Below are 23,891 nucleotides of genomic sequence, written 5' to 3' on the forward strand. Positions count from 1 at the left end.
CTGGTTGCTGTCACGCCGGGCGGCAAGAAAGGGGTCTGGTAAGGTCAGGTCGATGCGGGACGGGCATATCCTGAGTGTTTCTCTTGCGTGACAAGAAAAACCAAATGACGAAGAACGCAGCTTGGTCTCTGAGATATGGTCAAAAGAATTGGCGCGACGCCTGAGATGGGCGCACGCCTTGCTGTTATTATGATACTTTTGCCGCGACTTGTGAAGCGAACCGCATGTTCACAGATTCATTGAAATCATGTCACATCTTCATAGCTGAATTTATTGGTTTGTGTCACCGCATGTTTCGGGCACGGTCAAGGGCGCCTTGCAGGATGAAAGAGGCTGCCATTTTGTCAACTACCTCGCCACGTCTGGCGCGAGAGGTGTCTGCATCGAGCAAGGTTCTGGTGACCGCGACAGTGGAAAGACGTTCGTCCCAGAAGGTGACGGGAATAACGGGAAGCTCCCGTTCGCGCCAAAATTCGCGCATAGAGAGATAGAAATCTCGTGTCGCCTGTGCCCGTGGGCCTTCGGAGCCATCCATATTGAGGGGCAGGCCCAGAACGAAGCCGCCAATTTCCTGTTCGGCGCAGACAGCAATCAGGCGCTCTGCATCCTTGCCAAATTTGGTGCGCTGGATGGTTTCCAGTGGCGAGGCAATGGCTTTGCCGGTGTCAGAAATGGCCAGACCGATGGTCTTGGTGCCCAGATCCAACCCCAACAGCCTTTGGTTTGGCATCACTAAAGCAAGCAGCTCGGCAAGGGGGATGTCGATGGGCAGTTTCTTTTTCTTTTTGCGAACCATTTATCGGCCTTATATGTGAGCTGGCTATATTGCAGGATCTTTGTTTTCATTTGATCAGCAAAGTTTACATATCACGCATTCCCGCCGATACCAATGCTCCCTGCCACAAGGCTTGTATTTAACAGGTATATATGGACCGTCGAGCGCGCAAAGCGGTAGAACTCTACTCTTGTCTGTTTCTTTCTGGTTGTATCATCTGTTTTAATATCAGGTGCAACCGGAAGTCGTCGGAAACGACATTATTCCAAAAAAAATACATACGGGAAAATAATACATTTTTACATAGCTTGTTATTTGAATGTTATTAGGAAAAATTGGGAAAATGAAAGAGTTTGTTTCTCATCTTCTTTAAATCGGTAAGGTATTTTTTACAACTGCCGCGCTAATTTCGCCTCGGGGACAGAGTGGGAGTTCTAAATGAGACGGTTGGAAATTGGTGCTGACGAGGCGGTGGCGATTGCTTTAAGCATTGCTGAAGCCTCAAGCGAGCACGAGTTGTTCGTCTCCATGCTAAAAGCGGTTGAAGCCTTCCGGGGGGAAACACGCTTTTGCGCCTATGTTGTCAAACATCAAAAAGCCGGTGTCCGGATTTCTGCCGATTTTGGATTTCCACACCATGATTTGCCCTGCGAGCAGGTTGAAGACTGGTTGCTGCGCGATGGTCCGAAGCCGGGTATTTGCCATGGTTTAGCTGAGGGATGCCGCTCAGCTGGCGCCAAGCTCATGGCGGGCGATGAGGTGCTCGGTGCTATCTTTATGGTTTTTCCGGACAAGAAGGATGGTGGCCAGGCTGACGAGGTGAATCAGAATCTCGTCGAAGATTTTGCCCGTCTGGGCGCATCCTCTCTGGTTGCCTTGAGAAAACGTCGCCTTTCGACGATGGTTCTCGAAGCGCTTGAGCAGAGTGAAGAGGCCATTGTCTTTTACGGGGAAGACGATGAAGGCGTTATCTTCAGCAACGATGCCTATCATAGAGTTTTTCCACACTATCCAAGCCGGCGAGAGTTGCTGGGCAAGAAGCATATCGACCTTTACAAAATGGATCTGGAAGCGGGCGTGATTAATGATCCGCTGGCCCTGTCCGAACCTGATTGCTATTTGAAAGAGCGCCAGGCGCTCGCCGAAAGGCTGGTTGATACCCAGAGAGAAATCCAGAAGCTCGGCAAGAAGACCTATATTTATACCCGCACCCGGTCGCAGGCCGGTGCCATCATGTCCCGGCGTATAGATATCACTGAACAGGCCGTCGCAGAGGCGCGTTTGCGGCAGAGGGAAAAGCAACTTCAGTCGCTAGTCTATACAGATTCCCTCACGGGGCTTCATAACCGACCCTATTTTCTTGAATATATGGAAGATCTGGCAATCCGGATGAAGGATGGTGATCTGGAGGCCGTTTCTGTCTTCTGGATTGATTTGAACGGCTTCAAGATTGTCAACGACACCTATGGTCACATCTATGGTGACAGCATTCTGCGCAAGATTGGCCGTCGTCTGCAAATGGGGGTGACCGAGGCGTCCGAAATGGTGCGTTATGGCGGTGATGAATTCGTCATGGTGTTTGAGAAAGCCGTTGTGGGGGAACAGCTGGAAGTTCTGGCGAACCGGATCCTGACCATCATAAGTGCTCCGATCAATCACGAAGCAACGTCTATTCAGATTGGGGCCAGTGTGGGGATCGCGCGGACCTCTGGTCAGGATGCGGATCTGGCAGAGCTTCTGGGCAATGCTGATCTGGCGATGTATGAAGCCAAGAAGCAGTCTCTTTGCGCCTATCGGATTTTCGATCCCCAGATGCGCTCAAGCATGATTGAACGCAATGCGTTGATTGATGATATTCGTGAAGCCTTCGACAAGGAACAGTTCGAGCTTTATTTCCAGCCTCAGTTCAACACACAAAAGGGATCGCTGGTAGGCTTTGAGGCGCTCGTGCGTTGGCAGCATCCTGTCAGGGGCAGCGTTCCACCTGACGTGTTCATTCCCATCATGGAAGAGAACAAGATGATCGAGGAGCTGGGGCGTTGGGTTCTCATGGGAGCCTGTAAAGAGGCCAAACACTGGCCAGGAGACCTCTTCGTCGCGGTCAATGTGTCTCCGCTCCAATTGCGGAACCCGCATTTTGCGCTCACGATCGGGCGAGCCTTAGCGCAATCGGCACTGAAGCCTGAACAGCTTGAGCTCGAAATCACCGAATCCGTTCTGCTGGACGAGAATGATGGTGAGCGCTCCCAGATCGAGACATGGAAAAAACTCGGGGTTCAGGTCGCGCTGGATGATGTGGGCAAGGGCTATTCCAGCCTGAGCTATTTGAGCCAGTTTCCGTTTGACAAGATCAAGATTGATCGCAGTTTCCTCAAGGCTTTCGAAGCAGGAAAACCCAAGGACGCCTCAGCGGTCATTCTTCATGCCATTGTTGAACTGGGCAAGACTCTCGGCAAGACCGTGATTGCTGAAGGTGTGGAGACGGCTGACCAGTTGGAATATCTACGCTCTGTTGACTGCGATCAGGCGCAGGGCTTCTATTTGGGGCGGCCGATGCCAGCTAAAGAGGCGCGCAAATTTATTCGCAAGTCGCGGTCGCTTTTGTGGCGACGGGCCAACATGTCATTGGGGTCCTGAGCCTTCCAAACGATGCGTTCTGGTCTGGATAGGTGTAGCATTTTGTTCTTGCCTCCTGTGTGAACTATGCCTTGCAGGGGCATTCGGTATTAAAGAGGGCAGGCGAAAAGGCTTACAACAGGGGCTGATGTGGGAAAAATGCCCGGCTGAGGCTGTTCCTGCTGTCCTTGCAGTTGCGCGTAAAAGTCCTGAGATGCTATAGCCGACTATGAGTAGGATAAGACTCGTAGGTGGTCCGGTATCGTGCGCTATCGTCAAGCGCTGTCCGGACCTTTATTTGGAAGGCTTGCATTCATGTCAATTGACAAGGATACGGTCAAGCGCGTGGCGCGTCTCGCCCGCCTGTCCGTTACAGAAGAAGAGGCGGAAAGCCTTAAGGGTGAATTGAACTCCATCCTGAACTGGGTTGAATTGCTCAACGAGGTGGATGTCGACGGCGTCAACCCGATGACTTCTGTCGTTACCCAGAAAATGAAGAAGCGGGATGATGTTGTCACGGACGGCAATTATGCTGATCGGGTTGTCAGCAATGCGCCTGCTTCTGAAGACAATTATTTCATGGTTCCAAAGGTCATCGAATAGACCCTTTTTGCTGGCGTCGACCTGCTGTCGAGCCGCATCAGAACCCTTTTCTCAAGACCATCGGGATAAGGGGATTTGTTCGCAAGTCCCAATCCTGCAAAATGTGAGGATAGCCACGTGACAGATCTCACGTCTCTGACTATTGCAGAGGCCCGCGAAGGGCTGGCAAAGAAAGAATTTACCGCGACCGAGCTGACGACCAGCTACATCACCGCGATTGATGGCGCCAATGAGCTCAACGCCTATGTGACCAAGACACCAGAAAAGGCTCTTGAAATGGCCAAGGCGTCTGACGAGCGGATTTCCAAGGGCGAAGCCCGTCCGTTGGAAGGCATTCCGCTGGGCATCAAGGATCTTTATTGCACCAAGGGCGTCGGCGCCTATGCCTGCTCTCATATTCTGGATGGCTTTACACCCGAATATGAAAGCACGGTAACGCAGAATCTCTGGGATGATGGGGCGGTTATGCTTGGCAAGCTGGCCATGGATGAGTTCGCAATGGGCTCGACCACCGAAACCAGCTATTTCGGTCCGGTCAAAAACCCGTGGCGCGCTGAAGGCGAAAGCATCGATCGTGTGCCCGGCGGGTCTTCAGGCGGCTCTGCTGCTGCGGTTGCTGCGCGCATTTGTGCTGGTGCAACGGCATCGGATACCGGTGGGTCCATTCGTCAGCCAGCAGCCTTTACCGGCACCGTTGGCATCAAGCCAACCTATGGCCGCTGTTCACGTTGGGGCATGATTGCCTTTGCTTCTTCGCTCGATCAGGCTGGCCCGATTGCCCGCACGGTGCGCGATGCTGCCATCATGATGAAATCCATGGCCTCCGTTGACGCCAAGGATACAACCAGCGTTGATCTGCCTGTGCCCGATTATGAAGCGGCACTGACGGGCGACATCAAAGGCATGAAGGTCGGTATCCCTAAGGAATATCGCGTCGATGGCATGCCAGAGGAAGTGGAAGCAAACTGGCAGCAGGGCATTGACTGGCTGAAAGCTGCTGGTGCCGAGATCGTCGACATCTCCCTGCCGATGACCAAATATGCTTTGCCTGCCTATTATATCGTGGCTCCGGCTGAGGCCTCTTCCAACCTTGCCCGTTATGACGGCGTGAAATATGGCTTGCGTGTCAATGGCAACGATATCATCGACATGTATGAAAAGACCCGTGCGGCCGGTTTTGGCTCCGAGGTCAAGCGCCGTATTCTCATCGGTACCTATGTGCTCAGCGCTGGTTATTATGACGCCTACTATCTGCGCGCCCAGAAGATCCGTTCGCTGATCAAGCAGGATTTCGAAAAGGCGTTCCAGTCCGTTGATACCATTCTCACTCCGGCTACCCCTTCGGCCGCTTTCGAGCTGAACAAGGAAATCACCGATCCGGTCGAGATGTATCTCAATGATATTTTCACTGTCACCGTGAACATGGCCGGTTTGCCGGGCATTTCGGTTCCTTCGGGCAAGAATGGTCAGGGCCTGCCAATGGGCTTGCAGCTGATCGGCAAGGCCTTTGATGAAGAAACCCTGTTCCGCACCGCCGGTGTGTTGGAAGATGCTGCTGGCATCCTCGAAGCACCGACCAAATGGTGGTAATCAGACAGAGAAACGACAAGGTCAACACCAATGCGTAAACCTGAGGAATGCACAGAAAAGGCCCATATCCGCGAGGAAATAGACCGTATTGACCGTGCTTTGATCGCGCTGTTTCGCGATCGCGATTCCTATGTGCGGCGCATGGCCGAGCTGAAAACGGACCCGTCTGAGGCGCGTGACGATGATCGCGTCAAGGCGGTTCTGGACAAGGTTCTGGCCGAGCTGGAAGACAAGGAGCTTGCTCCGGATCTTTACATGCAGTTCTGGGAAGACCTGATCGAGGTCAATATTGCTTATGAGGAGACGGCGATTGCCGCCCATCAGAGCGAAAAGAATGATGCATCTGGCGCGTGAGCTCACGCGCCGTCATTGTAATCAGGAGCTGCTGCATGCGCTCCGATATTGAAAGCTGAGGACGAGAATATGGCTGAAGCGTCCAGCAAATTGATCAAGGGGGCTACCGGCGACTGGGAAGTGGTCGTTGGCATGGAAATCCATGCTCAGGTCGCCTCTGAAGCAAAACTTTTCTCCGGCTCTTCCACCAAGTTCGGTGGCGAGGCCAACGACCATGTGAGCTTCGTTGATGCGGCCATGCCCGGCATGCTGCCCGTGATCAACGAGGAATGCGTGCGTCAGGCGATCCGTACCGGTCTTGGCCTGAAAGCCAAGATCAACAACCGCTCGCTGTTTGACCGCAAAAACTATTTCTATCCCGATCTGCCGCAGGGCTATCAGATTTCCCAGTATAAGGACCCGATCGTCGGAGAAGGGGAAGTTGTCCTGCATATGCTGGACGGCGAGGAAGTGCGCATCGGCGTTGAACGCTTGCATCTGGAACAGGATGCGGGCAAGTCGATGCATGACCAGCATCCGACCATGTCCTTTGTGGATCTGAACCGGTCTGGCGTGGCGCTGATGGAAATCGTCTCCAAACCGGATATCCGCTCTTCGGAAGAAGCCAAGGCTTACATGACCAAGATGCGCACCATTGTGCGCTATCTGGGCACGTCTGACGGCAACATGGAAGAAGGCTCCATGCGTGCTGACGTGAACGTTTCTGTTCGCCGTCCGGGCGACGAGTTGGGAACGCGTTGCGAGCTGAAAAACATGAACTCGATCCGCTTCATCGGGCAGGCCATTGAATATGAGGCCCGTCGTCAGATTGGTATTCTGGAAGATGGTGGGTCCATCGATCAGGAAACCCGCCTGTATGATGTCAAAAAAGGCGAGACCCGTTCCATGCGCTCCAAGGAAGAAGCGCATGACTATCGTTATTTTCCGGATCCTGATCTGCTGCCGCTCGAATTCGACGATGCCTATGTCGAGGCTCTGCGTGAGCATTTGCCGGAACTGCCAGATGACAAGCGTGATCGCTTCATCTCCGATCTGGGTTTGAAGCCTTATGATGCTTCCGTTCTGGTGGCGTCCAAGCGCCTTGCCGCCTTCTTCGAGCAGGTCTGCGAAGGGCGTGATGCACAGCTGTCTGCAAACTGGGTGATCAACGAATGGCTTGGTCGCATCAACAAGGAACAGCTGGATATCGATGACAGCCCGATCTCTGCTGACCAGCTCGGCAAGATCGTGGATCTGATCAAGGCCGGTGACATCTCTGGCAAGATCGCCAAGGATCTGTTCGAGATCATCTGGACCGAAGGTGGTGACCCGGCCGAAGTCGTGGAAGCCAAGGGTATGAAGCAAGTCACGGATACGGGGGCTATTGAAGCCATCGTGGACGAGATCATTGCCAACAACCCCGGTCAGGTCGAGAAGGTTAAGGACAAGCCGGGGCTTATCGGTTGGTTCGTCGGGCAGGTGATGAAAGCCAGCCAGGGCAAGGCCAACCCACAGGCGGTCAACCAGATCCTCAAGGACAAGCTGGGGCTGTAAGGCTCTCTGGCCCTTGGGGCCATCAAATGAATGTCATGAAAAGGTGCGAAGGATGTCTTTCGCACCTTTTTTATTGCAGCTACGATAACTATTGCATCTTGCTGCTTTTCACATACGTGCTTTTCGGGGCTTGGCAACCATCGGTGTGGTGCATATAGTTATTGCAATAACTAAATAGGGGCGTGTGCAAAGCGATGCTCCTATCTGTTCAAAGGACCTGACAATGACCATGTTGATTTTTGGTGTTCTGCTGTGGGCGGTGGTGCATCTCTTTCCGATTTTTCTTCCAACTGCCCGCGCAGGACTTCTAGGCCGTATGGGCGAAGGGCCTTACAAGGGGCTGTTTGCCCTTCTGATTATCCTGTCGCTGGTTTTGATCGTTTTCGGTTGGCGCGTTGCTGGTGAGGCTGGTTATATCGGCGATGTCTATGATGAGGACTGGACGCGCCATCTGACCCATCTGCTCATGCTCTTTTCAATCATCCTGTTTGGTGTCGCCAAGGCTCCGACGCGCATTCGACGGTTTATCCGGAACCCGATGTTGACGGGTATGGCGCTATGGGCCATTGCGCACTTGCTCGGGAATAATGACCAGCGGTCTTTGGTGCTGTTTGGCGGCATGTTGCTTTGGTCTGTTGTTTCCATTATCGGCACCAACCGGCGTGACGGAGCTTATGTGCCGCCTGAGGTTGGTTCATGGGGAAGGGAGATCCGGATCATTCTGATTTCCGTGGTTGTTTATGCTGTTCTCATTGTCGCACATCCCTATTTTACGGGCATGGAAGCGATGGACTTGAGCTTCTTGTGGTAAGAGCCAAGAGGCCGACACAGCGGCGCATTCACATGCAGGCGCCACCAAAGGCGGCTTGAGCGCACAGGCGATCAAGCCCTCATCACGATTGTATGAGGCTGATTGCACCCGTGGGGCCTGTTTCCTACATTGGGTGCAACAGCCTTTCTGCATGAGCAAGGCTCACTTCTTTACTTGACCAGGATGATTTGCATGACCGAACAGACAAAACCGATTGACCTTTATTACTGGCCGACACCCAATGGTTGGAAAATCACCATCATGCTCGAAGAGCTGGGGGTGCCCTATACCATCCATAATATCAATATTGGTACTGGCGATCAGTTCGAACCGGACTTTCTGGCGATCTCACCCAATAACAAGATGCCTGCCATTGTCGACCCTGAAGGGCCGGGTGGGGAGCCGATCTCAGTGTTTGAATCCGGTGCCATTCTGCTTTATCTGGCGCGCAAGTTCGGGCGCTTTCTGCCCGATGACGAGCGCGGGCGAGTGGAAGTAGAGCAATGGCTCATGTGGCAGATGGGCGGCTTTGGCCCGATGCTGGGTCAGAACCACCATTTTGGCACATATGCGCCAGAGAAAATCGAGTATGCGATCAACCGGTATCGAAATGAGACCCACCGACTTTATGGCGTGCTGAACAAGGCGCTGGAAGGACGGGACTTTGTGGCCGGAGATTATTCCATTGCTGACATGGCGATTGTCGGCTGGGTCGTTCCGCATGAGCGGCAGGGAATTGATCTTGAGGAATTCCCCAATATCAAACGGTGGTTCGCTGCGCTGAATGCGCGTGCGACCGTGAAAACCGGTCTTGCCATCGGCAAGGAAGACAGAGCCAAGTTTGACCTATCAAAGGACAAGGACGCGCAATCGGTACTGTTCAACCAGCGCGCCCGATAAAGAAGGAACAGATGCACTTGAAGGCACCCTTCGGGGTGCCTTTTTTGTATTGCCGTGTTCAAATTTACGCGGGGGATTTTCAACGGCTTGGGAGCGAATATCCTTAGGAAGGGCTTGTTGAAAAAGAATTCTATGGTTTCCAAAGCGTTATGGTCCTTATTCAGATTTTCTCTGAATTTTATCGGCCGTTGGCAGAAAAGCGCCAAAGCCAAGGTTGATCAAATGTAAACTTTACGCTCGTGTAACCTTTTGTTTTTATTGCGGTAACCAATTCCATTTACGTCGAATTGAGAGATTTCCACCACCATTGATCTCATCAAAACGGGCAAAATGCCTCATTCACAAAGGCCTTGATAAAGGGTCGGGACGCGTAAAACGGGGAATTGAAAATGGCACGGATGGAATTTAATGCAAGCGAGCTGCATGGCTCTGGCAAGGAAGCAACTGGCGAGGTTTTCTTTCAGTTGGGCCTGTCCCACTCGATCGGCGACAATGGTGAGCCGGATCTGATTGCTGCACACAAATGGTTCAACCTGGCTGCAATGAAGGGTGTCGTTGAAGCGGCAATTCGTCGTCAGGAACTGGCTGAGGAAATGTCATCTCTGGACGTTGCCAGAGCACAGCGCGAAGCGCGGGAGTGGATCCGTCTGCACTAGGATTTTTGTTTGGCCCGACAAGGACAATGCGACCGGGTTCTTGGCAAAGGGTGACATTCGAAAGATCGCGTGCAAACGGACAATCAAATGAATATTTCTATTTAGCGGGCCCCAGCATGCTGGAGCCCGTTTTTATTTGTCTGCTTTTAGTCGCCATAAGGCCAAAAGCTAGAGCCCAGTGGAAGAGCGCTAGAGCGCCAGAGCGTCTTCGATTTGCGCCATGCCCGGGGCGCCGTGGCTGTAGCCATTGATGAAATGATGGGACGGCATCAGTTCGCCGATTTTTGCGCGCGCTTCTGCTGCGTCCATCTCGTCCTTCATTACAGAGCGGAAAATGCGCGCAACGCCAAGCATATCGCCTGTGTGGGGCGAAAGACGGAAGGCGTTGACACCTGCCGCAGCCAGAGCCGGAAGCTCTTCCAGCAGCAGTTGTGAGCCATAGGACATGGTTTGGATGCCATTGACTGCAAGGAAGGGCTGCCCCGTGAGACTCTTGACTTCCCGACCATCGGGATCCTGATCACAAACGAAGCGACAGCTGTCCTTGTGTAGATTGTGCAGGCGGGCATGATAGCAACGGGCTGAAAGGGCCAAAGGAAGCCGGCCAAAGACCTGCATTTCATATTTGGGTTCGGGGGCGGCCTTGATCAACTGGGCGATCGTTTCGGCAGGCACCTCGGGTGGCATGACGAAGCGTTCGGCTCCGCGTTTTGCGAGCGAGGTTATCGTTGCTTCATTATAGATGTTGATATAGGGGCCGATGACGAATTTCCGGTCTTTGAGAAAGGCCATGGCTGTCAGGTCGTTGGCCTCAACGGCCCACATATCTTGTTCGCATTGTTCGCGCAGCACCTTGCGTTCAGGCTTGGTTGTGACAAGGGCCAGCGTCGATATGATGACTTTCTTGCCCGCCGCTTCCATACGTTCGAGAATATCTGGCAGCACATTGTTGCGGAAGGGCAAGCGCTTGGAGCAGACGGCTTCGCCGATATAGATCAGATCGAAATCGGATTCATCTGCCATTTTGAAATAGAAATCGCGCCAGTCGGCCTCGGACCAGTTGAAGAGGCAGGGGCCAAGGGTGAGTTCAGTGTTTTTCATTGCTTTTCTCCCTTGAGCGTTAGCGCCATGTCTTCTGGTATGAGCCTTTGGTGCTCTTCTGGCCTTCGGTCATCGGAGCCAGCAGGGCATCAAGATCAATGCTCCGGCCTGCCGCCACCGCATCCACTGCCTGACGGAAGCTCTTGACCACTTGCGCCATATAGGCCTTGCCACGCTGGCGTCCTTCGATCTTGAGGGCCGTCACGCCGGCTTCCTGCAATTGCGGCAGGATCTGGGCTGCGTTGAGGCTGACAGGATCTTCAAACACATAGCCGGTCTCGCCCAGAGACTCGAAACGCCCTTTGCACAGGGTCGGATAGGCAGCCGCTTCTCCCTTGGGATACTGGTTGATGGTAATGCCTTCCAGCGTGCTTTCCAGATGGGTGCCATGGTCTTCATATTTCACCGAGCCCGGAGGCGAGCAGACGCCGTTGATGTTGGGCGATTTTCCGGTGCAATAGGAGGAGAGGGAGCAGCGCCCTTCGGCCATGACGCAAAGGCCACCAAAGATGAAGACTTCCGTTTCGCAGGAGATCTCCTTGTTGATGGCTGCGATTTCCTGAACCGTCAGGACGCGCGGCAGAACCACACGCTTGGCGCCGAATTCTCTGGCATAATAATTGATCATGTCAGCATTGGCAGCGGCAGCCTGCACCGAAAGATGGACGCGCAAATCCGGATGCTTGCTGGCGGCATAATCGAGCAGGCCGATGTCGGCCAGAATGATCGCATGGGCATCTGATGCAGCCACATCATCGATGGCCTTGTACCACAGATCCATGTTGCCAGCTTGGGCGAAGGTATTGACGGCAACCAGCACTTTCGATCCATTTTTCCCGGCATATTCAATGCCTTGCTGCATTTCTTTGCGAGAAAAGTTGAGGCCGGGGAAGTTGCGGGCGTTGGTTTGGTCGCGAAAACCGCAGTAAATGGTATCCGCACCCGCATCCACTGCCGTACGCAGCGCCGCAGGGGTTCCCGCTGGGCAGACCAGCTCCATGGCTTTTTGTGACATAGGTTTCTATTCCAAAGCTTGCTGGGTGGTTCGATCAGGTCGGATATGGGCCCGGCATGCCATCCATTGTGGGGTGGCTTGGGGTTTCCTCTTGGGCGCCGCGCATGAAGGCGCTCTTCTTGAGAGCTTCGATAAAGCGTTTGCCGCCGGATTCAAGCGGGCGGCTCAATGGCCCGGCGATGGTGGAGCACTCATGCACGAAGTCGATTTCTGCATCGTCAAGCGCATTGCGCAAGGCGAGCACGGCTTCGGTATCCCCTTCAATGGTCAGATCGCGCGAAAAGAAGAGGGCGTCGCCATCTTCTTCGCCGTCAAGCAGGCTGACAAGCGACAGAAAGGGAGCAGTGACCGTAACATCCCGGTTGGGAAAGCTTTCCAAGGATCGGGAGAGGCGCAGCTGTACCTTTTCGTTATGAAAGGTCATGCAGGCGACCCAGTCGAGATCGGTGGGCACGATTACAAAGGACTTTTTCGCATAGTCATCGAGCCGGTCGAAGAATTCAGGATGCTGACCGGCGACTCGGTTTGCGACCTCGGCTATGAGCCGTTCCAGAGGCAGAAGAGGAAGATAGCGCGTGAAGCGTGCGACGATTGGCGGAAAACTGCGCACCGTTCCGTTTGACATTGGGTGTCTCCTCTGGGTGATTGTACTGGCTTGCAAATGAATGGGCAAACTATGGCGCCTCATGTGCCATGCGTGATCATTCTCTCGATCTATATGTTTCTTTTACTTGATAAAAATCATTTGGGCCTGTGCTAAAATGCCTCACGTATTTTCCCTTATTTCAATCTCTTGTTGCATCGGGGAATTTGTCTTCGAGTCTGGCAAGCGGCAGAATAAAAATTGACAATTCTGGGTGGTGGGTGTGTTTTTTTAGGCAAAAATAGGGGGCGTAATCATTGTAATTATTGCGCAATTGCTTTGGGACCTGCAAAAAGCTGCTGAGGGACAATTTTTCTTCTATGCAAGTCCCTTCAACCATGGTAGTGACCAGCGTCAACTTCTATCCTTTTGTTTCTGTCTGAAGTGTTCAGGCTCGTGGCTTTTTTGCGGGCAAGGCAGAGGCGTTTATCCTTTTGGCACCGCGTTCACGCTTCCATGAAGTGGCGTGGACCAAACTCAGAGGAGAGTTGGCATGGCCACCATCATTCATCCTTCCACCGGACAAGAGGCTTTGACCTTTGACGATGTTCTGCTTCAGCCAGATCATTCGGTCGTCATGCCCGGTCAGGTTACCATCACCACCAATCTGACCAAAGAAATCGAGCTTAATCTGCCGTTGCTTTCTTCGGCCATGGACACCGTGACAGAAGCAAAAATGGCAATCGCCATGGCGCAGGCTGGCGGCATGGGTGTTATCCATAAGAACTTCACCAACGAAGAGCAGGCCGAGCAGGTCCGCCAGGTGAAGAAATTCGAAAGCGGCATGGTCGTCAACCCGTTGACCATCACGCCAGACTATACCGTGGCTGAAGCCAAGGCCCTGACCAAGAAATATGGTTTCTCCGGTGTGCCTGTTGTTGAAGGCAGCAAGGAAAGCGGCTCAAAGGGCGGGCGTCTCGTCGGCATTCTGACCCACCGCGATTTGCGTTTCGCCTCTGATCCGGATCAGCGCGTTTACGAACTCATGACCCGCGATAATCTGGTAACCGTGACTGAACAGGTCAACCAGGAAGAAGCCAAGCGCCTGCTGCATCAGCACCGCATTGAGAAGCTGCTTGTTGTCGATGACAAATTCCATTGCGTTGGTCTGATCACCGTGAAGGATATCGAGAAGTCCCGACTCAACCCCAACGCCTGTAAAGATGCGCAGGGCCGTCTTCGCGCTGCTGCTGCCTGTTCTGTTGGTGATGACGGCTTCGAACGCGCCATGGCGCTGATCGATGCTGAAGTGGATGCATTGGTCATCGATACCGCGCATGGGCATAGTCAGGGCGTGCTTGATGCTGTGACCCGCATCAAGAAAGAGACCAACAATGTGCAGCTGATCGCAGGCAACGTGGCCACTGCTGATGCAACCAAGGCATTGATTGATGCCGGTGCGGATGCAGTCAAGGTTGGTATCGGGCCGGGCTCGATCTGTACGACCCGTATTGTTGCCGGTGTTGGCGTGCCTCAGTTGACTGCTGTCATGGACTGTTCAACGGCAGCGGCCGAGCAGGGCATTCCAACCATCGCTGATGGTGGTATCAAATTCTCCGGTGACTTTGCCAAGGCTCTGGCCGGTGGAGCTCAGGTGGCTATGGCCGGTTCGCTTCTGGCTGGTACGGACGAAAGCCCCGGAGAAGTTTATCTCTATCAGGGTCGTTCCTTCAAATCCTACCGCGGTATGGGCTCTGTCGGGGCCATGGCACGCGGCTCGGCTGACCGTTACTTCCAGGCGGAAGTGCGTGATACCCTGAAGCTGGTTCCTGAAGGGGTTGAAGGTCAGGTGCCTTACAAGGGCTCTGCTTCGGCTGTGTTGCATCAGCTCGCCGGTGGCCTGAAGGCTGCCATGGGCTATACGGGCTCTGCTAATCTGGAAGAATTCCGCAACCGCGCGAAATTCGTCCGCATCTCTTCTGCCTCCTTGCGCGAAAGTCACGCGCATGATGTGACGATCACAAGAGAAAGCCCGAATTACGGCACGACGGTGTAACCGTTCGCTTTTGCCTGATGGCACATGATTATTTGATGCGGGATTTGCTGGACCTTTTGGTTTTTTGCAAATCCCGCATTTTTGTTTGTTGGGGGGACTTGCTCAGGAGGAGGGCACAAGATGGGGGACAGTGCTGCCCTCTGACTGTTGGTCTTTCCCCGCAGTGTCCTCTTGAGGCAACTCCTTTGGTTTGACCAATGTCCATTTTTCCACCAGCGCGTCATGCAGATCCACGATTGGCGGATTGTTCCTGTCGGCAGGAACGGTGAAGCATGTGTTTGTGCCAACGCGGGAACTCCACCACAGGATGACCGGCGCAAATGCAATGGGCAGGGCAACCGGCAGGAGCCAGTATAGAATGCTTGGTGTCAGTTGATAGGCAACGAGCAGTCCGCATAGCCCAACCAGAGAAATCCAGCTTGATGCGAAAAAGCTCTCGCGCCAGCTCAATTGACCATCCCCCCGATTGTTGGTGGGCCAGCCACCGTCCTTGCCCATCAAGACCTGATAGACAGAGCGGGTCGTAAAGAGCATGACGATCGGGGCGATGAGGGAAGAGAGTAGCACTTCAAACAGAGTTGAGACGAAGACCTTGCCAATGCCGCCAAATGAGGATGCCTGTCCCGTCAACGAGGCTTTTACAGCCACCAAGAGCTTGGGCAAGAGCAGCAGGCCAAAGATTCCGACCAGCAAGCTGAGAGCTTCGAATGTCATTGACGGTGGGATATAGGGGATTGGCCAGTTGGCTTCGGGGAAATAGTCGGGCTGAACGTCAAAATAGGGGGCAAGAATGGAAACCAGCAAAAAGACCAGCCAGAACAGAGGCGCGATATAGGCCATAATGCCTTGCGCGAAAACAAAACGTGACCATGCCTTGAGGCCCGGCGCTGTTATGATGCGCGCATGCTGCAGGTTGCCCTGACACCAGCGACGATCGCGTTTTGCATGGTCTATCACATTCTCGGGACCTTCCTCGAATGAGCCTTCCAGATCATCATCAACTCTCACAATCCAGCCTGCCCGAGCCAGAAGAGCGGCTTCTACATAATCGTGGCTCATGATATGACCGCCAAAAGGGGGCATGCCCTGCAAGACCGGTAAGCCGCAGGACTGGACGAAGGCTTGCACGCGCACAATGGCGTTATGCCCCCAGAATGGGCCGGTTTTGCCTTGCAGCATGGCTAAGCCGCGGCAAAAGACGGGGGAATAGAAAGAGGCGGCGAATTGCATCGCCCGCCCGAATCGAGTTTCAGCCCGAATAATCTTGGGCAGGGTTTGCAGAAGTCCCAAACGCGGCTCCGCTTCCATGCGCCGGATCATTTCCAGAATGGTCTGCCCTTCCATCAGGCTGTCGGCATCCAGAATGACAGCATAGTCATAGGCGCCACCGGATTGCTCGAAGAATTCCTCTACATTGCCCGCCTTCTTGCCGACATTCCGGGCTCTGCGGCGATAGAAGAAGCGCCCCCGGCCGTTGCATTCCTCGACAAGCCGCACAAACAGGTCTTCCTCTTGTTGTGCAATGGCATTGTCACGCGTATCCGAGAGGATCGCAAAGTGGATATTGGCTTCAGCGTCGGCTTGTTTGATGGACTTGTCCATTGCGGCAAGGCGGGTGAAGGACATGAGCGGGTCTTCGTTATAGACCGGCATCAGGACGACCGTCCTGCCGCTGATCCATCCGGCTCCATGCTTCAAGGGGCGCTTTGCAGAGGATGTCAGGCCGATAATGCCCTGCATCCCGCCCCAGGCCAACCAGATGGTGGAGACCAGAATGAGGAGGGAGAGAGCAATGTCGATCAAATTGATGCCGTTAACGGCAACCACCTGCAAAAAGGTGAAGAAAGCGATCACTCCCACAGCGAGACTTGCGGCAATGGTGCCGCCCCGCAACAGATAGAGCCCCAGTTTTTTCATCTTTCTAGTCTCACACACCGGACAGCTTTACGGTGGTCCGAAGCAAGTGCCGGATGTTGACCATCAGCCTGTAGCGGTTCCGCTTGGGGCGTTCCAGAGTCTGAGTTGGCATGATCATAGGCGCGCGCGGCAAAGCGCAGGGGCCAGATGTTAATTCATCAAATGTCATTGTCGTCACCTTGATTTACGATTGCAAAAGTTGGTTCTTCCAGAGACTTATTGATTGATCCATTGATACGCCCATGTCTCGGTCAGTCGTCGATCGAAACCGGACAGATGTGTCGTCATTTCCACGATGTTTCCTTCTGGAGCGGAGACATCCATGACGAGGCGCCAAACCCTTTCTTCTGGGATCGGGGTGAGAGCCTGAGTCTTGATTTCACCATGCATGATGTTGCTGTTGATCTTGACTTTATCCACTTCACTGGCTGGCAGATCTGCCAAAAGCCCATCCTTGAAGTCGATGACAAATTTGCGGGTGCCATCTTTATTCTCGACACCTGACACCCCGCCAGCACCCGAACGGGTTTCAAGCACATATGCGAGGCCTTCTGCTGCACTGGCGGGCAGATCACCCCAATGCATCCGATAGGCATATTCATAGCGTTGGCCTGCTTTGCCACCCTTTTCCGGCACCCAGAAAGCGACGATATTGTCGTTCACCTCCAGTTCGGACGGTATCTCGACCAGTCGTACCGAGCCTTTGCCCCAATCCCCCTTTGGTTCGATGCGCAGCGATGGACGGCGCTCATAAAGGGCAGAGACATCCTGAAAATGATCGAAATTCCGATCACGCTGCAACAAGGCAAAGCTCTTGGGGGACTGTTCTGCAAAGTAACTTGAGGCCAGCATTGGCGGGTTGGATAGCGGACGCCAGACACGCTCGCCATTCTGCTTGATGATCTCAAGGCCATCGCTGTCATGCACATTGGGGCGATAGTCATCAAACGCATCGCGATTGCGCTCTGCAAACAGGAACATGGACGTCAGTGGCGCCAGGCCGAGCTGAGGAATGTCTTCTCGCAGATAGAGGCGGGCGGTCGTATCAATGACCGTATTGTCCCCCGGAGCGATTTCAAAGCGAAAGGCTCCTGTGACAGATGGGCTCTCCAGTGCTGCATAGATCGTGATGCTCTGTTCTGCCGATTTGGGGCGCTCTACATAAAAGCGGGTGAAGACCGGAAATTCTTCCGGCTCAGAGCCTCCGGTATTGATGGCGAGACCGCGTGCAGACAGGCCATAAACCGAGCCTTTGCCCAGTGCCCGAAAATAGGAGGCGCCCTGAAAGGCGATCAGTTCGTCAAACACATCGGGTCGGTTCAGAGGATGATGCAGGCGAAAACCGGCAATGCCTGGCAGGGTCACATGCTCGGGCACCATGTCCCTGACCTGACGTTCATAGATGAAGTCGTCGGTGCTGAAGCTGACCGGTGTTGCCTTGCCATCAGAGACCTCGTAAAGGGCAACCGGCGTTTTGAACAGCCACCCCATATGGAAGGCATGCAGACGAAAAGCCGATTTGTCGATATCTGCCAGTTTGGCCTTCTCCGGGTTGTAGCGGATCAGGCGATAGGCATCATAGGTCAGATCGTTGAGATAGGCCTTGTCAGACGCCTGTGGAGCAACATAGTCCTTTGATGCCAGTATCTCCATTTCGGCCGACAGGCTGTCAAAGCTGAAATCCGCAGCAGGCGTTGCTGGCTGCGCAGCTTCTTCATTGGTGCCTGCGGCTTGTGCGATTTGGCTTAACGATACCAGAGTGGTTGCCGCAGTAGCAGCCAGAAATGAACGGCGAGATAGAGACATCGGGATACGCATCCATGTAGATTAGGTTAGTCGAAAAACACAACGTTCTTAAGTTCGAAAAAGTTCCCGGTCGGTTCAACCAAACCTTGCTTTTGTGCAACCGGAGTAATTCGAGCAAAGGATTATGTCTCTATCAGGCACAATTATGGCGGAACTTTTGATTGTCCTCTCTGTTGGTGTGTTTTGGTTTTAACTATTTGTTTTGTTTAAATTATTCTATCTGTTGTAAGTTTGGGGTTTGGTCGAATAGAGCTTTGCGCTTCGCGAAAAATCTTTCAACCAGAAATGAAACAAACGCTGCTGAATGAGAGGGAAGTAGCCGGTTTTGTGCCTTCAGGTGGGCTGTTTTGATAAAGTGTTTGTGATCTCGGCTTTACCGCGAATCGAAAACCAACCGTTTCTTGCCACCGTATCTCCCCTTATCCGCAATGCAGCGGACAACAAACCAATGGGAGAGACAACATGACCTTTTCACGCACAATGACTCTTGCTGCCGCAACCGCAATGGCTGTGGCTTTCGGAAGTGGCGCAGCCTTTGCTGATGATCATGCCAAGATGGTTGGCGGAGCAGCCATGTATGAAAACAAGACGATTGTTGAAAATGCCGTGAATTCTCAAGACCATGAAACACTCGTTGCCGCAGTGAAAGCTGCCGGGCTTGTTGAAACCTTGCAAGGGGATGGCCCTTTCACAGTGTTCGCTCCAACCGATGATGCGTTCGACGCATTGCCAGAAGGAACCGTTGCGAGTTTGCTGAAACCGGAAAACAAAGCTCAACTGACCAAGATCCTCACATGCCATGTTGTGGCCGCTGACGCCATGTCTGACGCAATTATGAAGATGGTTGATGACGACAAAGGCGCTCATCCTGTTAAAACTGTAGGGGGCTGCACTTTTACCGCCATGTATGATGACGGCACGGTGATGCTCAAAGATGGTCAGGGCAATGTGGCCAACGTTACCATTGCTGACGTCAAGCAATCCAATGGTGTGATCCATGTGATCGACACCGTTCTGTTGCCTGCGTCGTAAGGGCTCGAACCCTGCTGGCCGGAGCGCTTTTGCGCTCCTGGCTGGTTTTGCGCTCCTAGCTGGTTTTGCTCTGGCGCCCTGGATTGATTTAATGAAGAGAGGCTTATTCGCTATGGAAAGACGTCGATTTCTACTCTCTGGTGCTGCGGCACTCGTTGGGGCTGTGGCTGCCGGTACGTTCTTTGAAAGACGCTCGCACGCGACCGAGGCGGAGTCATTTCCCTTGCAGTTGAGCGAAGCGGAATGGCGCGAAAAACTGACCAAAGAGCAGTTTGAGGTGCTTCGCAAGGAAGGAACAGAACGGGCTTTTACCAGTCCGCTAAATGATGAAAAGCGCGCCGGTATCTTTCACTGTGCCGGATGTGATCAGGCGCTCTATTCCTCAGAAGCCAAATATGACAGTGGAACCGGCTGGCCCAGCTTTTATGAAGCGTTGCCGGAGGCTGTCGGTACGAAAGAGGACCGAAGCTTTTTCATGACCCGGACAGAGGTGCATTGCAGCAATTGTGGTGGGCATCAGGGGCATATTTTTGATGATGGCCCTCAACCAACCGGAAAGCGCCATTGCATCAACGGTGTCGCCATGACATTCAAGCCCGCCTGAGGAGGCGGCCAATAAATGCGATTTCCTCAGCCATCCCCGGCTCTTGATGAAAATGTAAGACACAAGAGCTAAGGTGGCAGCATGTTGAATTGGTTTGAGGAAAGACTGCATGTCAGATCACGTTTTGCGGGCTTATCTGCTGGATGGGCAAGGGGGCGCCTCCGCCTTGCCATCAGATCACATCTCCAAGGCAGACAGGGTTGACGGGCTTGTCTGGATTCATCTTGATGGAAATGATCCGGCCGCAACGCGTTGTCTTGAAGATGAAATCTCATCTCTTGATCCATTTATTATAGGCGCTCTTCTGGATGAGGAAAGCCGTCCGCGCATGACGCAAATAGGTCACGGAGCCTTGCTGGTGTTGCGCGGCGTCAATCTCAATGAGAATGAAGACCCCGAAGATATGGTGTCTATTTGTCTTTGGGTGGAAGAGACGCGGATCGTGATGGTCAGCCGTACGCGGATTCGGGCGGCCGGTGATATTGAAGCGCGGCTTTTGGCCGGTGGCGGGCCGCGCGATACAGGCCATTTTCTATCCATGCTTTGCGAGCGGCTTTTTGCGCGCATGGAACCTATCCTGACGGCTCTTGACGATAGGGCCGATGATATTGAGGAGCAGGTGCTTGAGCAGAGCAATCCTGACCTGAGAGGTGCGATCACCGATGTGCGCATTCAGGCGATCATGTTCCGGCGTTATATGGCGCCTCAGCGGGAAGCCATTGATCATCTGCGCATGGCGGACTTCGAGTGGCTGAACAATACCCATCGACGCCATTTGCAGGAGGTTTATAACCACTTGACACGCTATGTTGAAGATCTGGATGCCATTCGCGAGCGCGCGCAGATCGTCAAAGACGAGATTGCTCATGTGCAGGCCGACAGGCTCAACAAGCATATGTATATTCTATCGATGATCGCCGCGATCTTCATGCCCTTGGGGTTTTTGACGGGGCTTTTGGGGATCAATGTGGCTGGCATCCCTGGTGCTGAGTTTGGCTATGCCTTCTGGATTTTTGTCGGCATGCTTTCCTTGATTGTTGCGCTTCAGCTGCTCCTCTTCAAATGGCTCAAATGGTTCTGAGGGCGTGGCAACGCTTCTATCCGTCCGATCGCAGTTTCCTGCCCAGAAGAGAATAGTCTTTCAGGCTGAACGGCTTGCCATTGAAGGCAAGGCTCAGCAGCTTGCTCTGCTTGATCGCAAAGATATGGATCGCATAGCAAAGCGCGTAGGTGATCACGATTAAAAGGGCATATTCAGGCAGAGCGCCCAGATGTGTGTGCTGGAATATGGTCTTGTAAAGCAACACAAATATCGGCAGGTGAAACAGATAGATCGTGTAGCTGGAATCGGAAAAGCTTCTCACGATTTTGCTTTCCCTGTTTCCCATAACAATCAAGAAGGACAGCGTGAGAAGGATCATTGGACCACGCAAAAGGGCGTAAATGACCTTTGAGATAAATGTCAGTCCGTAGATAGACAGTACTTCTCTGGTGGCAATCATGGCAGCTGCTATGACCAGCGCGATCGCAAAACTCTGCATGCTGAGAAGCTTCGTGAACTCGGCTCTGTTGTAAAAACAGATCATACCGAGACAGTAATAGGGCAGGTAGTCAAATATCGATTCAGGTGCAATGAAAAGAAATTTTTCCGGAAAAATCCGGTTGGCAATAAAGTTCAAGCCGGCTGCAACAAACGGTGTGATAAAGGTTACCGTGACGAATAGCTGGGTTCTGGTCATGCGGACATTTTTGCGGATGTGTCTGCAAATGGGAATGGAAATGAGGATGTAGATAATCAGATTTCCAAGAAACCATAAATGGGACAGCCACTCGCCTTTTATAAAGTAGTCTTTAGCAATGATATAATCATAACCATAGACAGAATAATGCATAACTGGATTAATGAGTGCTCCGCAAACGAACAGAGGTACGGCGATGCGTACCAGGCGATCTCTTAGAAAGTTCGGGCGTTGCTTCTCCATCACCAGCGCAAAGAAAAAGCCCGCAATCAAGTAGAATGCTTCCATGCGAAAGCTATGGATGAGGAAGTTGAAACCGTTGACGATGGGTGTTGTTTCATCAGAAATGATGAGCCAGTCGTTTCCTGTTCCATAGAAGCTGCCGGCATGGAAAAACAGCCCGAGGATCATCAACACTGCGCGCGCAAAATCCATCCCGTTCCACCGGGCGGCCTGGGCAGAAGATTTCATCTGATTTATGCTTTCAAATAAGACTATTACCAGAAAATTGGTTCGGCTATTTCGCCGTCGAGTTGGTGTATGCTTGTTTAAAGCAATTCTCAATTCTTGCGCTTATGCACATTTATTTGTTCTTTGAGTTGTGTTGGGTTGTTTTGATGCTTGAGTCTTGGGTGTGGTTTGAGCGGCTGATTATGGGGTGTGGAGAAAGGGCTGGTAGAATGCCGTGCTGTGTGTCTAGAGAAAAGCGAGCAACCATTTCAATTGAAATATTCCTGATTATAACTGCCTGTGCAGGCCAAAAACTGGCAAAAGCAGGCTTGGACTCTGGCGCTTGATCGTTTACACCCAATTCTCCAAAGGCGGGGCATTCCGCCGATAGTCTGATTTAGGATGGTGTGACATGAAACTGGGTGGTCGTCTGCAAGCCGCAATTGAGGTGCTCGAAGAAGTGGAGGGCCGCAAGCGCCCCGTCGCTGAGGCGCTCAAGGATTGGGGGCGGACGCATCGGTTTGCCGGATCGGGTGATCGATCCGCGATTGGCAATATCGTCTATGATGCTCTTCGAAAAAGGGCGTCTCATGCATGGCGCATGGGGGAGGATACGCCACGCGCGCTGGGGCTTGCTGCGCTGGCGTTTGATTGGAACCATACCGCCGATCAATTGGCGGGTTTGATTGCCGAAGACAGCCATGCACCCGAAGCTTTGACACAAAGCGAAGTGGCAGCCATTGAAGCCAAGTCGCTCAAGGATGCGCCCTTCTGGGTGAAGGGAGATATCCCTGAATGGCTTGAAGGTACCTTTATGGAGACCTTCGAGGATGAAGCGTTGCTGGAGGCCAAGGCTTTCGCGCGCCGCCCACCGGTAGATATTCGCGTCAATCGTCTCAAGGCCGATATTGGCAAGGTGGAGAAGGAGCTTTCGCGCTTCAACCCCAAACGCACCAAGTTGAGCGCCGATTGCCTTCGTTTTGCGCCCAAGGGTGGGGACTATCGCCAGCCGAATATTCAGGGCGATCCGGCCTTTCGCAAGGGCTTTTATGAAATTCAGGATGAGGGCAGCCAGATTGTCTCCAGTCTGATCTTTCCCAAGAAATCCGATCAGGTGTTGGACTATTGCGCTGGCGGCGGTGGTAAGACCCTCTCCATGGCCGCGCAGATGGAGAATAAGGGGCAGATCTATGCCTTTGATATCGATGCCTCCCGTCTGGCCCCGATTGTTGATCGGCTGACCCGTGCTGGTGTGCGCAATGTTCAAACCCGTACCCCCAACGAGGGAGCGCTTGATGATCTTATCGGACGTATGGACCGGGTTGTCGTGGATGCGCCGTGTACGGGGACCGGCACCTGGCGTCGCAGGCCGGAAACCAAATGGAAACTGACAGAAGAGCAACTGGATAAGCGTGTCGAGGAGCAACAGATTGCTCTGGCGCAGGCGCGCCAGTTCGTGCGTCCGGGTGGCTTTCTGGTTTACATCACCTGCTCGGTTCTGGCGGCAGAAAATGAGGAGCAGATCTATCACTTCATTGCCAACAATCCAGACTTCGAGCTGGTCTCGGCCGGTGAGGTCTGGCAGGACATGTTTGGCTTTGATGCGCCCAAGCCATGGTCCTCGGATATGATGAGCGTAACCTTGACGCCGCAATCGACCGAGACAGATGGCTTCTTCTTCTCAGTGATGGAATATCGTCCCGACTGATTCTATTCGTTCGGCGAATTCAGATACTTGTTGGAATTTCAT

General features: G+C 53.1%; 20 protein-coding genes. 13 read left to right on the top strand and 7 right to left on the bottom strand.

The window, feature by feature from the left end:
- Nucleotides 1-283: 283 nt before the first annotated feature.
- Complete coding sequence (gene ruvX / locus ACKPCT_RS04020) at nucleotides 284-796, bottom strand: Holliday junction resolvase RuvX (RefSeq protein WP_319568460.1); 513 nt, start codon at nucleotides 794-796, stop codon at nucleotides 284-286.
- Nucleotides 797-1,213: 417 nt separating this feature from the next.
- On the opposite strand from ruvX, the gene ACKPCT_RS04025 reads away from it, so the two are divergent.
- From ACKPCT_RS04025 to ACKPCT_RS04060, 8 genes are all read left to right on the top strand, one after another.
- On the top strand, nucleotides 1,214-3,412 hold the full coding sequence (locus tag ACKPCT_RS04025) for a putative bifunctional diguanylate cyclase/phosphodiesterase (RefSeq protein ID WP_319568461.1): 2,199 nt from the start codon (nucleotides 1,214-1,216) through the stop codon (nucleotides 3,410-3,412).
- Nucleotides 3,413-3,706: 294 nt separating this feature from the next.
- Nucleotides 3,707-3,994, top strand: a complete 288-nt coding sequence (gatC, locus tag ACKPCT_RS04030) for an Asp-tRNA(Asn)/Glu-tRNA(Gln) amidotransferase subunit GatC (protein ID WP_090071882.1) — start codon at nucleotides 3,707-3,709, stop codon at nucleotides 3,992-3,994.
- Nucleotides 3,995-4,111: 117 nt separating this feature from the next.
- Nucleotides 4,112-5,584: an Asp-tRNA(Asn)/Glu-tRNA(Gln) amidotransferase subunit GatA gene (gene gatA, locus ACKPCT_RS04035; RefSeq protein ID WP_319568462.1), complete on the top strand. Its 1,473-nt coding sequence runs from the start codon at nucleotides 4,112-4,114 to the stop codon at nucleotides 5,582-5,584.
- A gap of 30 nt (nucleotides 5,585-5,614) precedes the next feature.
- Nucleotides 5,615-5,938: a chorismate mutase gene (locus ACKPCT_RS04040; RefSeq protein WP_090071878.1), complete on the top strand. Its 324-nt coding sequence runs from the start codon at nucleotides 5,615-5,617 to the stop codon at nucleotides 5,936-5,938.
- Nucleotides 5,939-6,007: 69 nt separating this feature from the next.
- Nucleotides 6,008-7,471 (top strand): Asp-tRNA(Asn)/Glu-tRNA(Gln) amidotransferase subunit GatB, encoded by a 1,464-nt coding sequence (gene gatB / locus ACKPCT_RS04045; RefSeq protein WP_090071876.1) that lies wholly within the window; start codon nucleotides 6,008-6,010, stop codon nucleotides 7,469-7,471.
- 223 nt (nucleotides 7,472-7,694) lie between these two features.
- A complete protein-coding gene (locus ACKPCT_RS04050) occupies nucleotides 7,695-8,282 on the top strand; it encodes an NnrU family protein (RefSeq protein WP_319568463.1) in 588 nt (195 codons plus the stop codon).
- Nucleotides 8,283-8,474: 192 nt separating this feature from the next.
- A complete protein-coding gene (locus tag ACKPCT_RS04055; protein ID WP_319568464.1) occupies nucleotides 8,475-9,182 on the top strand; it encodes a glutathione S-transferase family protein in 708 nt (235 codons plus the stop codon).
- Nucleotides 9,183-9,571: 389 nt separating this feature from the next.
- On the top strand, nucleotides 9,572-9,838 hold the full coding sequence (locus tag ACKPCT_RS04060; protein ID WP_090071872.1) for a hypothetical protein: 267 nt from the start codon (nucleotides 9,572-9,574) through the stop codon (nucleotides 9,836-9,838).
- A 189-nt stretch (nucleotides 9,839-10,027) separates the two neighbouring features.
- Here ACKPCT_RS04060 and ubiV read toward each other — a convergent pair whose 3' ends face one another.
- The 3 genes from ubiV to ubiT are packed head-to-tail and all read right to left on the bottom strand — an operon-like array spanning nucleotide 10,028 to nucleotide 12,579.
- The gene (ubiV, locus tag ACKPCT_RS04065) at nucleotides 10,028-10,939 is read right to left on the bottom strand and encodes a ubiquinone anaerobic biosynthesis protein UbiV (RefSeq protein WP_319568465.1); all 912 of its coding nucleotides are present in this window, start codon (nucleotides 10,937-10,939) and stop codon (nucleotides 10,028-10,030) included.
- A gap of 19 nt (nucleotides 10,940-10,958) precedes the next feature.
- Nucleotides 10,959-11,939, bottom strand: coding sequence for a ubiquinone anaerobic biosynthesis protein UbiU (ubiU, locus tag ACKPCT_RS04070; RefSeq protein WP_090071868.1), 981 nt, complete (start codon nucleotides 11,937-11,939; stop codon nucleotides 10,959-10,961).
- Nucleotides 11,940-11,988: 49 nt separating this feature from the next.
- Nucleotides 11,989-12,579: a ubiquinone anaerobic biosynthesis accessory factor UbiT gene (ubiT, locus tag ACKPCT_RS04075; RefSeq protein WP_319568466.1), complete on the bottom strand. Its 591-nt coding sequence runs from the start codon at nucleotides 12,577-12,579 to the stop codon at nucleotides 11,989-11,991.
- Nucleotides 12,580-13,090: 511 nt separating this feature from the next.
- On the opposite strand from ubiT, the gene guaB reads away from it, so the two are divergent.
- Nucleotides 13,091-14,593, top strand: coding sequence for an IMP dehydrogenase (gene guaB / locus ACKPCT_RS04080; RefSeq protein WP_090071863.1), 1,503 nt, complete (start codon nucleotides 13,091-13,093; stop codon nucleotides 14,591-14,593).
- A 102-nt stretch (nucleotides 14,594-14,695) separates the two neighbouring features.
- Here guaB and mdoH read toward each other — a convergent pair whose 3' ends face one another.
- Nucleotides 14,696-16,510, bottom strand: coding sequence for a glucans biosynthesis glucosyltransferase MdoH (gene mdoH, locus ACKPCT_RS04085; protein ID WP_319568467.1), 1,815 nt, complete (start codon nucleotides 16,508-16,510; stop codon nucleotides 14,696-14,698).
- 216 nt (nucleotides 16,511-16,726) lie between these two features.
- On the bottom strand, nucleotides 16,727-18,316 hold the full coding sequence (locus ACKPCT_RS04090) for a glucan biosynthesis protein (protein WP_319568468.1): 1,590 nt from the start codon (nucleotides 18,314-18,316) through the stop codon (nucleotides 16,727-16,729).
- Between the two features lie 462 nt (nucleotides 18,317-18,778).
- Between ACKPCT_RS04090 and ACKPCT_RS04095 the strand changes: the two genes are divergently transcribed.
- The 3 genes from ACKPCT_RS04095 to ACKPCT_RS04105 all read left to right on the top strand — a co-directional run bounded on the left by ACKPCT_RS04095 (nucleotide 18,779) and on the right by ACKPCT_RS04105 (nucleotide 21,033).
- On the top strand, nucleotides 18,779-19,348 hold the full coding sequence (locus ACKPCT_RS04095) for a fasciclin domain-containing protein (protein ID WP_319568469.1): 570 nt from the start codon (nucleotides 18,779-18,781) through the stop codon (nucleotides 19,346-19,348).
- Between the two features lie 112 nt (nucleotides 19,349-19,460).
- Complete coding sequence (gene msrB, locus ACKPCT_RS04100) at nucleotides 19,461-19,952, top strand: peptide-methionine (R)-S-oxide reductase MsrB (protein ID WP_319568470.1); 492 nt, start codon at nucleotides 19,461-19,463, stop codon at nucleotides 19,950-19,952.
- A 109-nt stretch (nucleotides 19,953-20,061) separates the two neighbouring features.
- On the top strand, nucleotides 20,062-21,033 hold the full coding sequence (locus ACKPCT_RS04105) for a zinc transporter ZntB (protein ID WP_319568471.1): 972 nt from the start codon (nucleotides 20,062-20,064) through the stop codon (nucleotides 21,031-21,033).
- Nucleotides 21,034-21,049: 16 nt separating this feature from the next.
- Here the strand turns inward: ACKPCT_RS04105 and ACKPCT_RS04110 are convergent, their stop codons facing one another.
- The gene (locus ACKPCT_RS04110; protein WP_319568472.1) at nucleotides 21,050-22,255 is read right to left on the bottom strand and encodes an acyltransferase family protein; all 1,206 of its coding nucleotides are present in this window, start codon (nucleotides 22,253-22,255) and stop codon (nucleotides 21,050-21,052) included.
- A gap of 298 nt (nucleotides 22,256-22,553) precedes the next feature.
- On the opposite strand from ACKPCT_RS04110, the gene ACKPCT_RS04115 reads away from it, so the two are divergent.
- Nucleotides 22,554-23,849: an RsmB/NOP family class I SAM-dependent RNA methyltransferase gene (locus ACKPCT_RS04115; RefSeq protein ID WP_319568473.1), complete on the top strand. Its 1,296-nt coding sequence runs from the start codon at nucleotides 22,554-22,556 to the stop codon at nucleotides 23,847-23,849.
- Nucleotides 23,850-23,891 lie beyond the last annotated feature (42 nt).

This window comes from Cohaesibacter marisflavi (genome assembly GCF_963665895.2).
Taxonomy (GTDB): domain Bacteria; phylum Pseudomonadota; class Alphaproteobacteria; order Rhizobiales; family Cohaesibacteraceae; genus Cohaesibacter; species Cohaesibacter marisflavi.